This is a genomic window from Sporosarcina luteola, from assembly GCF_007991495.1.
GTDB classification, from domain to species: Bacteria; Bacillota; Bacilli; order Bacillales_A; family Planococcaceae; genus Sporosarcina; species Sporosarcina luteola.
Window position 1 is genome coordinate 1 of sequence record NZ_BJYL01000053.1, and the last position, 12,281, is coordinate 12,281.

A 12,281-nucleotide genomic window follows, 5' to 3' on the forward strand; every position below is an offset into this window, starting at 1 on the left:
GTGAACGATTGAAAATGAAAAAAGTTAAAAGGGAATATAATACCCAAAGAACTGTAGGGGCATGGTTGGTTTATATTGGCGTTATCATTATTTTTTCTGCGATTGCTGGTGGGGATTTATTCGTGCAGCCTTTTATCTTAGGGTTCGGTTTTTTTATTGGTTTTTTTTTGATATTTGGATTGCCGTTTGTAAATAACAAATTAGCTCATGGTAAGAATTCTAAGTTTCAAGATAGGATGGACAATATATCGGTTTTAGTCACAATCATTCTTTGCACACTATTTGGGTGGATGATCGGATTTGACGATTTAAGGCTATTATGGCTATGTATCTTTATCGTCATTGGTCTTCATTTCTTTGGCTTTTATTTTTCTCAAGGGAAACTAATGCTTTTATTAGGGGGATTAACAGCATTAAATTCGCTAGTTGGTATATTTTTAGTCAATGTTCCTTTTTTATTAATTGCAGTGATTGATGGGCTTATAAAAATCATAGTGGGCGTCAAAATGCTATTTGTGAAACGTCAGTTAAATAGTTAAGCAATGAGGAATTTTAAGGGAGTGTGAGCGTATGGAAACAATCGTGGAAATTAACAATCTGACAAAAGAATTCAAAGGGAAAAGAGCGGTTGAGGACGTCTCGTTTTCTATCAAACCTGGGGAAGTGGTAGCTATCCTCGGCCCAAATGGAGCCGGGAAAAGTACGGCTATCTTGATGATGCTTGGATTATTGCATCCGACTTCAGGAACCGTATCGTTATTTAATCAAAAACCGCAAGAACAAAAAGTGCGGGAACGGATTGGTGTCATGCTGCAGCAAGTGAGTATTATGGATGCTTTGAAAGTGAAAGAATTACTGGCACTTTTTAGAAGCTATTATCCGACACCACTATCCATGGAAGAGATGATCCGATTGACGGGTATGCAAGGAAGCGAGTTGAACAGACGAACGGATAAGTTATCCGGCGGACAAAAGCGACGTGTCAGCTTTGCACTTGCGATGGCAGGGAATCCTGATTTGGTATTTTTTGACGAACCGACTGTCGGGATGGATAGTACAGCGCGTAAGCAGTTTTGGGAAAAGGTTCGTCAACATGCAAACGCAGGAAAAACGGTCTTGTTCTCCACTCACTATTTGCAAGAGGCGGACGATGTCGCAACACGAATCCTTTTATTCAATGAAGGGAAATTAGTCGCGGATGGAAGCCCGGCTTCAATTAAGCAACGTCTATTGAAAAAGGCGGTTTCGTTCAAAATGGATGGACATTTTCCTAAAGAACAGTTTCTTGCAATGGAACATATCTCCGATGTCTCTGAAGAGAAAGGCAGAATCGTCATTCAAACAGAGGACACCGATCGCGTATTGTCGTCCCTCTTTTCAATAGAAATGCCGATCTCGGATATTGCGATTGATAAAGGAAGACTGGAAGACGCTTTCGAACAATTGACAGTCGAACAGGGGGTTTCTTGAATGATAATGCTATTGAATGAATGCAAAATCGAGATGATCCGGATTTTCCGTAATCCCTATTTCGTCTTTTGGTCGTTGCTTATGCCCATCATATTTTATTTCATTTTCACAAAAGTCGTAGACACAGGTGTGGATGATCAAGAATTATGGAATAAGCATTTTCTAATGTCGATTGCAGTGTTCAGCGTGATGGGGAGCGCCATTATGACGCTAGGCATCCGGGTGGTGCAGGAGCGCAGCGAAGGGTGGACAACGTGGATTAAAGTGACGCCATTGCCAAGTTCAAGCTATTTCATAGCAAAGATGGTAGGCCAATCAGCGGTACATGTTTTTTCGATTATCGTCATATTCATAGCGGGCATCATCCTGAATGGTGTGTCAATGACATTTGTTGAATGGGTTTCTAGTGCTGCTTGGATTTTGATTGCTTCGTTCCCGTTCCTTGCGCTTGGCGTGCTTGTCGGTACGATGAAACGAGTAGATACCGCTTCGGGCATCAGCAATATCATCTATTTGGCGCTGGCAATTACAGGCGGCTTATGGATGCCGATGGAAATATTGCCGAAGACGATTCAACTGATCGGTTCATGGCTGCCGGCATATCATTATGGGAATGGCGCTTGGGGAATCATACGAGGGCAATTTCCGGAATTCAAAAGTATTGCAATTTTAACAGTCTACCTGCTTTTATTCATGGTATTATCAATCTATATTAGAAGAAAGCAGGAAGCGGTGTAAACATGAAAAACTTCAGGTTGTTTCCTAAGAGCTATGGGGCCTTGCCGTATATATTTCTCGTCTATCTGTTAATGCCGCTGTTTAACATAAGTAGTGAGGAAGGAGTGAAAGCGGTAATGGGCTATGGCCTGTTACTGCTTTTTCTCATCTCCTATCGGCAATGCTATCAGCCGATTCGTTTAACCTCTTTTTACCTATGGGTGGCTGTTCAAGTGGCTGTTACGTTGACCCTTATAGGATTTTATGATCCTTATAGCATTTTTTTAGGATTTTACACATCGTATTTTATCGGCTGGATTGACGACAAAAAGAGATTTCATCAGACACTGATCTTATTTACAGTCATTATGATGTTATGTACAGGTTGGATTGGGGTCTATTATGGCTTCGCAAATTTAGCTTTTACTCTGCCTTTTGCTGTCGTGATGGTTCTATCACCATATGGCATTAGAAATATGCATGAACAAGTGGAATTGAAAAATCAGTTGAATGAAGCGAATGAACAGATTAAGACACTTATTAAGCAAGAAGAAAGGGTACGGATAGCACGTGATTTACATGATACGTTGGGACATACGCTATCGCTGATCACATTACAAAGTCAAGTGATTCAACGGATCGCCGATCATCCCGACAAGGTAAGGACAGAGGCGAAGGGGATTGAACAAACTTCCAGGTCTGCCCTTCAACAGGTGCGGGAACTCGTGTCGGATATGCGTGTCAGCACAATCGAAGAGGAACTTGCCCATATGGAACAAATTTTGATGGCAGGCAATATCGAATTTCATTGCAATGTTCCTGAAATGGCAACGGAACTTTCACCGCTTCAGCAAAATATAGCGGGACTTTGTTTACGTGAGGCCTCGACGAATATCGTGAAGCATAGTAAAGCTTCTAAATGCTCGGTAACTGTCGATCAGAATTCAAGTGGACTTACGATATGTATCCAGGATGATGGAATTGGAATGGCAAACCGTCAGTGGGGCAATGGACTAAAAGGGATGGCGGAGCGACTTTCGTTAATTGAAGGGGATATGAAAGTAAAGACCGAAATGGGTACGGCTATTACAATTTCAATCCCGATTGTTGTGAAGACAAAGGAAGGGGTGGGTGCCTTATGATCCGGATTGTCATTGCTGAAGATCAACGTATTTTAAGGGGAGCTTTAGGAACTCTCCTTAGTTTTGAGGAAGATATAAGCGTGGTAGGTCAAGCCGAAAATGGAGAGCAGGCATTACATCTTGTGCAGGATTTGCGTCCAGATATTTGCATATTGGATATTGAAATGCCACTGAAAAGTGGACTTGAGGTTGCAGATGAATTACAGAAATGCGGATCTTCTTGCAAAGTGATCATTTTGACGACATTTGCGAGGCCAGGCTATTTCGAAAGAGCGATTAAGGCAAAAGTGCATGGTTATCTGTTGAAAGATGGGTCGATCGATGATTTGGCGTCTGCGATCCGGAGCGTCATGCAAGGCAAGAGGGAGTTTGCAGCTGAGCTGATTATGAATTCCTATCATGAGGATAATCCGTTGACCGAGAGGGAAAGGGAAGTACTGAAGTTGTCAGCGGATGGGAAAACAGCGAAGGAGATCGGGGCAGAACTCTTTTTATCGCCGGGAACTGTCCGTAATTACATGTCTGAAATATTGCAGAAAGTCGAAGGGAAAAACAAAGTAGAGGCGATATCCATTTGTCGTGAGAAAGGATGGATTTGAATATCTCCGTGGTGATATTGTAGGCATAAGGTAATGAAATGGTGATAACTTACAGGATTCAATAGATATCTTTCTTTATTCGATGGATATATCCTTTGATTCAATAGTTAAAACGCCATATTTAATCGATAAATAATAAGCCGCGGCATTCATCGAACATTCGATGAGCCGCGGCTTTATTCAATTTACTTGCTGTCGACCGTCTCGAGTGCTTCTTCAGCCTCGTCGTCTTCAACTGTTCCTTCATCGGCTTCTTCAACTTCATTCACTTGGCCGAGATTAATGAACAGTTTTCCGTCCGCGAGTTTCCTCTTTTCATTGCCATAGCCATCGACGACTTTCACTTCGACACGAGCACCGTCAGCAGTGACGCCTAACGGAACTGTCCAGTATCCGACGTAATGTCCAGGCGACTCTTCGCGCATTGGCAATTCTGTTGCATTCGTTACATCCTTGTCTCCTACATTTGTAAGTGGCATGTGGATGATATACGATGCCTTCAATCCAGGGGCGCTGTCAAACTCTAATTTGACGGATTTTCCTGTCATTAAATAGACATCCTCTGTCGGTGTCAAATTCGTGATTTCCGGTGCTGTATATTGTGCAGTAACTGTAACAGACTGAGTCTCTTCGTTCCCTGCAGCATCCGTAGCAACGACTGTAATTTCATTAACACCATTGTCTAATAGAACCCGCTTAGAGAAGTTGCCATCTTCGGTAACGTCGGCTTGTTGGCCATTTACTGTCACCGACTTGAGATAGGCGTCAAAGACTGTACCTTCCACTGTTACGGTTTCACGATTAGTCGTTTCGCCGTCTTTCGGGTTTGTAATCGTCAATTCCGGTTTCATCGTATCCAATGTTACTGTTACAGCATTTGAAGTACCTGTTGTGCGGCCATCCAAGGAAGCAACAGCGGTAAATTCGTTTTCGCCTTCAGTTAGGACTGTATCGAATGCGAATTTGCCATCAGCCCCGATAACTACAGAATCGACTTCCTCGCCGTTGTTGTGCAGTGAGATTGTCGTTGTCGGAGGTGCAGACCCTTCGATAACAATGTTTTCTTCATTTGTAACGATATTCTCTTCAGGAGAAGTAATGACAGGTTCAAACACTTCGAAGTCCACGTTTGCCCGAATCATATAGTTTCCTTCTTCAGCAGGTGCAGGTGACCAAGCACCGCTGACAAACTGATAACTTCTTCCGGCGTTCGGTCCATCCTCATCCGTTCCGAGGCCCGGTGCATAAGGATTTGCAACCGATTGGATATACACCATGTAGAAGTCGCCGTTCACGACGATATTTTCTTCAGTTAAATCAACGACTGTCCATTCTCCATTCCGTTTCGCTTGGGCATCGATCGGTCCTGCGATTTTTTGTCCAGGAGTTCCGTCAGCGCCTGTTGCATCCCAAACTTCAACTGCAAATTCAGTGCCGCCCGGGACTGGCCATTCAGTATCCCAGAAACGGAATACACCTTCTGTTACGATTCCTGAATCATTGCCTTCAGGAAGAGACATTTTAACGCCCCATCCGTTGCCAGCGTCATAAAATGCACGTGCGTTTTCAGCTGTGCCATCATCGTATCCAATTTCGCCGCCAGGGTAGGTGAAGAACGGTTCAAGTGCGAAGTCATGTGCTGTTTGATCGCCAATGCTGATCATCGCTTCTTGGCCGTAATACCCTCGTGCAACTACTTTTAACGTATAATCGCCAACGTAAGCAGTAAGTGCATATTGCCCGGATGCGTCAGTTTCAACAGGTGTAATATTTGCATCTTCGATAAGAAGCAATGTCGCATCTGCGATCGGTTCACCTGTCGTTTGGTCTGTCACAGTCCCGCTTATAGTCGCTTGTGGCATTTCTTCCAATGTGAAATTAGCCTTAGTTGTTTCATCCGCTGTGATTGTTACGGATTGTGTTTCGGATTGGTATCCATACGCCTCCGCTTTCGCAGTAAATGTTCCTGCACCATGTGTCATCGTGTAGGACCCGTTTGCAGGGTTCGTATAGACAGAACGATTCGTTTCCAAAATATTGACTTGTGCACCTAATGGGAGAAGAACCGGTGCTGCTTTGCCTTCTTCTACAGGCGGTGCTGCCTCTTCTTCTTTCGGCATTACAGGTCTGATCGTCTTAGGATCTACTGGTGTTTCAAGTGCATCTTTGCCTTTTTCGATAATGTTGTCGAACTTTCCGTCCTTAGCAGGTTTTACACCAAGACCGTTCGTTTGAGCATTTTCAAAAGTGTTATTTCGAGGAGTGAGTGAAATCGAGTCGGTTTGTGATTGATCGCTTAACGCGACGTCGTCAATATACCATCCTTCTCTCGTCACACTTCCATCAGAGAAAGCATTGAAACCGATATAGACACGTTGTCCGCTATACTCAGACAGATCCACTTCCGCGTCAATCCAGCCTTCTGATGCTCCTTGAATCATGAGTAACTGTGTCCATTCTTCCATATCCGTTGATATGAACACATGTCCATAATCCCAAGCTCTTCCTGAAGTGGATTGCTCGAAATTATGCCATTGGCTGAACTGTAAATATGAATCGCCCTCCGGTAAATCGATAGGAGGCATAACAAGAGTGGCGTTCATGTTGCTGTCGTACATTCCGGATAAATTCGTGGCATAGACATTTTCTCCAGAAACTGCATGACCAGGTCCGGACGTAGGTTTGCCCCAATCCCAGCTGTTGTTATTCCCGAAGGAAGTCCAACCAATTGGTGTCTGCTCGAAATCTTCGAAATAGCCGACACTAATTCCTGCTTTGACAAGGACTGTATATTCTTCGCTCGTCACTTCGTTGTTGCCGAAGTCATTGATTACCCACTTGTAAATGAATTCCTCTCCTGTGATGTCGTCTCCAGGAATTTTGATGCCATACTCTCCTGACAGATAATCACCAGACTTGCGTTCAGCATTCAACGAAGTCCACTGGCCGTCTGCATTTACATATTGTAATTGCACAGAGGAAATGCTGATATTATCCGTTACGTGAATGCGCAGATCCAAATCCATTCCGGCATATGTTTCCACTGGAGCTGAATGCTCGAAAGAAGGAGGTACATTATCATCTCCTTGCTTCGTTACTTGCCCTTCCAGTTTACCGAGGCCGCTTTCGATAGAAGATACTGCAGCGTATGCATCTACAAGCCCATGGCCATATCCGTGGTTAGGGGAAGTCGGGTATTCACTGTCTGTCAAAGTCTTTGCAGTTGTTAATAAAACTTGTTCCATCTCCTCGACGGTAATCGTGGCGTTCACTTGGCGCAATAGCGCGGCTACCCCGGATACCGCAGGACCAGCCATGGACGTACCATTCCAACCGCCTTCATAGGCACTGCCTGGCACGGAAGAACGGATGTTAACTCCCGGTGCAGAAATATCAGGCTTCACTTTGTCGTATGGAGATGGACCGCGAAGCGAGAATCCAGCGACTTTGTCATTGATGTCTGTAGCGCCTGTTGCAAAAGATTCCGGGTAGTTGGCGGGTGCTGCAACCGATCCGGGACCACCAGGGTTTGTAAGTGTCGTGTTACCGGCAGAAAACTCTGGGAAGATTTCTGCTGCGCGCCAGTTTCTTACAACATCCAAGTACCATTCATCAAGTCCTGCGCCGCCACCCCATGAGTTATTGACAACATCTGGAGCTAAATCGACACGCGCATTTCCATTTGCATCAGTCGGGGCAAGAATCCATTGCGCTGCGGCCAATAAATCACGATCTGATCCGCCGCTCGCAGTGAATGCTTTCACCGAAATCCATTTTGCGCCGGGAGCGACACCGATCTGATTGTTTCCATTCGGTTCACTTCCAACCATTGTGCCAGTTACATGTGTACCGTGGCCGAGATCATCGTACGGAGTTGTTCTTCCGGCAGTTGCATCGAACCAGTTATAATCATGGTTCACATCACCGGTAGCTGAGTTGTACCCACGGTATTTGTCCTTCAATGCAGGATGGTCCCATTGAGTACCAGTATCGATGCTTGCAACAACTGTTCCTGATCCATCGATTCCCATATCCCAAACTTGAGGTGCATTTACACGCTCGATATTCCATTCGACATTGGCGATTTGGGATTTTGGAGCTTCTGCTTTTTCGATTGTTGTCGTTTGCAATTGGCGTGTTTCATTCGGCAAGACTTTTTCAACTTCTCCGAATGTCGCAATTGCTTTCGCTACTTCCTTTGTAGCAGTAACAGCCATACCGTTGACGATATAGTAAGAAGTTACGTCCTTGGCATTTCCTGCCTTCACTTGTTGTTCAAGATACTGTTGCACGTTTTGTTGTGATTCCAGGGAAGTCAATCTTAACTCGGAAACAACAGCTGACCTAGTCATCATGATCGACTGTTTTCCAGTAAGGTTCGCCTGGCTTGCTTGTTGCTTAGCCTGCGCTGCAACTTGCTCTGTGTCGGCCTGTTCTTTGAACTTAACTAGGAAAGTGACCATGTTTTCATCTTTGAAATTTTCAAGTAACCGATTGCTGACTTTTTCATTTGCAATCTCACTTGAGTCTCTCAATGACTGATGTGGCTTCTTGTTCAGTTCTGTGCTGGCTGCTAACGCAGGTGTTATCAATGAAAACACCATTAGAAATGTTGCTGCAATACTGATCAATTTCATCTGCCTACGTTTCCTCAAATCCATTCCTCCTTTTTAGTATGAAAACCGTTGCTGTTGCTTCGACAAACAAAAAAACACCCTTTGCCCCCCTTTCTCGTAATCGTGCAGGTGCCCAATGGTGTCGGATAATCCGTATCTAGCTGTCTACCTGTAATTATACATATATCAAGTATTTTTAAAAGATTAAATTATAGGACTACTCATAAAATAATAGTAAGTAACTAGGTGAGTGAAAAAGAATGAGTAGTTTTAGCATGGATTAAGAGACTCTGAAAAAAGTCAACAATTATGTTTTAGTGTTGTAGGTAAAGTGTTTATTGGGGTTTTGAGAGGGCCGGATTTTTTAGGGAAGGTAATGTCTTAGATGAAAATGAGAGGAAGTCCCTATGTCAAGGGAAAACAACTTTATTATTTTTAAATAAAGCTATAATAATGGGTATTATTCTATATGCTAATTAACGGAAAAAACTGGGGAAAATGATGTGAGAAATTTTCCCAAGTCGTGGGAGGCGAGAGAAAATAAAAGAAGCCGGTCTACACCAGCTTCTTTTGCATTTGATTATCGAGGATTCTTATGAATTCTTTCTTTCCGCAGATCCTCTTTCATGTCGTCCAAGTTGATTGTGTCGACAGTCTGCATGTCCTCGTGCATATCAAATAGACTTACTTGGTTTGAAGGAATCCCTTCAGGGTGTACCAAGTATTGAAATTGGATATTGTCACGATTCTCATCTGTTGTTGATTGATCTTCTTTTGTCATTGTCCTTGCCTCCTTTAATTGCTTACTTATAGGATTGGCAAGAACATTTAATGTATGCACAAGTTATCAATCAGCGTCTGCGCAGCGATGTAGACGTTTTTTCCTTGGCAAGTACTTTTCGTACAATCGGGTATACGACCGGAGCCCATTTAATAGCTGTTTTGATGAGTTTACCTATTTTCATTTTGCTCGCTCCCCTATCGATTTGAACAAATTTGTCACGGAAATCTGTATATAGTAATTTGCCCTTTCTTGCGGAAAAGTAAACAAAACGAATTTCTTCTATGACTGTCTGAAATTGAGAAACAACTTCGTGATTGTCATACTACTGTCTTCTTTTTTTAAAAGTATGTTTGATTTTAAAAGTTTTTGGACAGTACTGGAGGAAATTGTAAGAGAGGAGCAAACCTTTTTGAGAAAAATGAAAGTAATTGTTATAACAGCCATCTTGACATTTTCTTATAGTGTCATAGCTGAAGCCGGTATTTACAACTCTGCAGAACAGGGAGGGGAATTAAGTGATGTTAATGAAACTCAATTTTCTGTCGCAGATTTCGAGACAATCATGAATGATGTACCCTTTCCTTTTATGGAGGTATTGAATGGTAGCATCCCACATATTTATCCGCCATTGGAATATTTACAAGACGTGCCTGAGACGTATGTCGTAATGGAGGGGGACAATCTATTCCGAATTGCAGTCAATCACGGACTCTCGTTACTGCAACTTAAAAGTTTGAATGAGCTGGAAGGTGATTTGATCCACCCAGGTGAGGTCTTGACAGTAAGTGGTGATGAGGTGGATCAAAATGCAGTGATGAGCGAGCCAGTTACGGTTGCGGCACTCACACCTGAAACCGTACCAAAGGATCCCCCAACGGAAACTGTATTTCAATCTTCAATCGCAACACCACCAGCTAATGAAGGAACGGAAATGTATGTAACAGCAACAGCTTATACGGCATACTGTACCGGTTGTTCAGGAACAACAGCCTATGGAATCGATTTACGATCAAACCCAGATCAGAAAGTGATTGCAGTTGACCCGGCAATCATTCCCCTTGGAACGAAAGTGTGGGTAGAAGGCTATGGTGAAGCAATTGCAGGAGACACAGGCGGGGCGATAAAAGGCCATAAAATCGATGTTTTCATACCATCCTATGATAACGCGATGGCATGGGGAGTTAAGAAAGTAAAGATTAAAGTATTAAATTAAAGAGGTGCGCATTGGGGGTATTCCTGATGCGCATCTCTTTTTTTATGATACAATTGATTTAAAAGAGATTCTGTTGGAGGGTACTATGGGAGAGATGAATCAGAAACTATTCGACTTTTTGATTGAAAACGCAGACGCCATCACTGAAGACTGGTTAACACACCGTAAAGAGGCGGATGGTTCCATATATTCTAAAGATGCCGGTGACCAAGCAGAAACGATATTGCGTGAACAAAACCGATTAACCAACTTGACGGTAGCAAGCAGTTTGTTGCAGGATTGCACCATATTTCAGGAAAACAAGAAAAACTGGGCACTGGTTGTTGCAGAGAGTCGGGTCAAAAGCAACACACCAATTTTTGAAGTGTTAGAAGCGCTAGGCAAGGTAAGGTGTACGCATTGGGAGTTTGTCAAACGATTCGTTGATCGAGAAGGTGATGCTGTTCTTCGGACGGATATTATGGAGTGGGGAATCGCTCTCCATAAGGCGTTCGACGAGTTGATGGTGGAGTTTTCTAAAAGATATGATGAATTGATGAACCGTCGGCTAAATGCCCAACTAAGTCTAATCGAAGAACTGAATGCTCCTATCATTAAAATTAATGCAATGATTGGTGTGTTGCCGATCATTGGAGACGTTGATACGATGAGGGCCCAGTCGATTATGGATTACGTTCCTAACAAATGTGTTGAACTTGATGTAGATCATTTATTTATCGACCTGTCCGGGGTTTCAGTCATTGATACGATGGTTGCTAACCATCTTTATCAGCTTATGCAAATACTTGATTTACTTGGAATCAAGTCAACGATGACAGGGATTCGTCCTGAAATTGCACAAACTTCAGTTCAATTGGGATTGGATTTCACGAAGATTAATACGTATAGTTCATTACAACTTGCGCTTGTGAATAGTTTCAATAATGTCATACTAAAATAGCATCCGGCGTTTTGCCGGATGCTTTTCTTTAAAATTCAATTGCGAATGCGTTCACGAAATATTCCTCTTTTTCGCTAGATGAAAGCATTTTAGTCGTTTTTTTCCCGTTTTCAATGATCGTGAGTTCCTGATCGCGCAAAGTGATTCGTCCGGCAGGCGTTGCTTTTGTAATGATGTCGACATGCGTAAACGTTGAATCGGGGGATACTTGATTGAACACGCAGCCTTCGTGGAAATCCACAAGCTGCTTTGGCGACGTCGTGAATCTGTAAAGTGGTCGAGTTTCTCCATTCCTGCTTCTCATAAGATCGAAGTATCCCGTTTCGGATTGTTTTGTAAAATATGTTCCGCTTGGGTCTGTTTGCGATTCGCTATTCAAGGGAATCGGCAGTACCGTAGAATCCCCAAAACCGACATCGACGAGATACGGCTGTTCCAGTTGTACGATAATGGCTGCGTGTGTATCTGGCTTTGCCCATTGTCCATTCGGTCTTAGTACGGTGGCGGCAACGAGGGAAGCGTCGTATCCAAGCTCATTTAATAGCCAATGGAATAACCCGTTGAGTTCATAGCAGTAACCGCCTCGATGGCGATGAACAATTTTTTCGTATATCAAATTTAAATTTAAGTAAATGGGTTTCCTGCGGATGACGTCAAGATTCTCGAACGGAACTTCAGTCATATGTAAAAATTGCAGCTCTGTTAAATGCTTTAGTGATTTAGTTTTTAAATGTGTTGCATTAAATCGGTCAAGGTAGTTATTGACATTCATGCTATCAGCCTCCTTATCTTTAGTATAA

The 12,281-nt window shown here is 43.1% G+C and carries 11 protein-coding genes; 7 read left to right on the top strand and 4 right to left on the bottom strand.

Annotated elements, in window-relative coordinates:
* From SLU01_RS16115 to SLU01_RS16135, 5 genes are all read left to right on the top strand, one after another.
* On the top strand, positions 1–539 hold a 539-nt coding region (locus SLU01_RS16115), incomplete at its 5' end, for a DUF6609 family protein (protein WP_218029712.1).
* Between the two features lie 31 nt (positions 540–570).
* Positions 571–1,470: an ABC transporter ATP-binding protein gene (locus tag SLU01_RS16120; protein ID WP_147060233.1), complete on the top strand. Its 900-nt coding sequence runs from the start codon at positions 571–573 to the stop codon at positions 1,468–1,470.
* Entirely contained in the window at positions 1,471–2,208 is a 738-nt protein-coding gene (locus SLU01_RS16125; protein WP_147060235.1) for an ABC transporter permease, read from the top strand.
* Between the two features lie 2 nt (positions 2,209–2,210).
* Positions 2,211–3,329, top strand: a complete 1,119-nt coding sequence (locus SLU01_RS16130) for an ATP-binding protein (RefSeq protein WP_147060237.1) — start codon at positions 2,211–2,213, stop codon at positions 3,327–3,329.
* Complete coding sequence (locus tag SLU01_RS16135) at positions 3,326–3,928, top strand: response regulator transcription factor (RefSeq protein ID WP_147060239.1); 603 nt, start codon at positions 3,326–3,328, stop codon at positions 3,926–3,928. Before SLU01_RS16130 ends, SLU01_RS16135 begins: the two co-directional genes overlap by 4 nt.
* 185 nt (positions 3,929–4,113) lie before the next feature.
* Here the strand turns inward: SLU01_RS16135 and SLU01_RS16140 are convergent, their stop codons facing one another.
* The 3 genes from SLU01_RS16140 to yxzF form a co-directional block, all read right to left on the bottom strand.
* Positions 4,114–8,589, bottom strand: a complete 4,476-nt coding sequence (locus SLU01_RS16140) for a S8 family peptidase (RefSeq protein ID WP_147060241.1) — start codon at positions 8,587–8,589, stop codon at positions 4,114–4,116.
* 535 nt (positions 8,590–9,124) lie between these two features.
* Positions 9,125–9,325: a YczO family protein gene (locus SLU01_RS16145; RefSeq protein WP_147060243.1), complete on the bottom strand. Its 201-nt coding sequence runs from the start codon at positions 9,323–9,325 to the stop codon at positions 9,125–9,127.
* Between the two features lie 70 nt (positions 9,326–9,395).
* Positions 9,396–9,509 (bottom strand): small protein YxzF, encoded by a 114-nt coding sequence (gene yxzF / locus SLU01_RS18480; RefSeq protein WP_373866426.1) that lies wholly within the window; start codon positions 9,507–9,509, stop codon positions 9,396–9,398.
* A 237-nt stretch (positions 9,510–9,746) separates the two neighbouring features.
* Here yxzF and SLU01_RS18385 point away from each other — a divergent pair, with 237 nt between their 5' ends.
* Together SLU01_RS18385 and SLU01_RS16155 are read left to right on the top strand one after the other, a co-directional pair.
* Entirely contained in the window at positions 9,747–10,541 is a 795-nt protein-coding gene (locus SLU01_RS18385; RefSeq protein WP_147060284.1) for a 3D domain-containing protein, read from the top strand.
* An 85-nt stretch (positions 10,542–10,626) separates the two neighbouring features.
* On the top strand, positions 10,627–11,481 hold the full coding sequence (locus SLU01_RS16155; RefSeq protein WP_147060245.1) for an STAS domain-containing protein: 855 nt from the start codon (positions 10,627–10,629) through the stop codon (positions 11,479–11,481).
* A 28-nt stretch (positions 11,482–11,509) separates the two neighbouring features.
* On the opposite strand, the gene SLU01_RS16160 is transcribed toward SLU01_RS16155, so the two are convergent.
* A complete protein-coding gene (locus tag SLU01_RS16160) occupies positions 11,510–12,253 on the bottom strand; it encodes an arylamine N-acetyltransferase family protein (RefSeq protein WP_147060247.1) in 744 nt (247 codons plus the stop codon).
* Positions 12,254–12,281 lie beyond the last annotated feature (28 nt).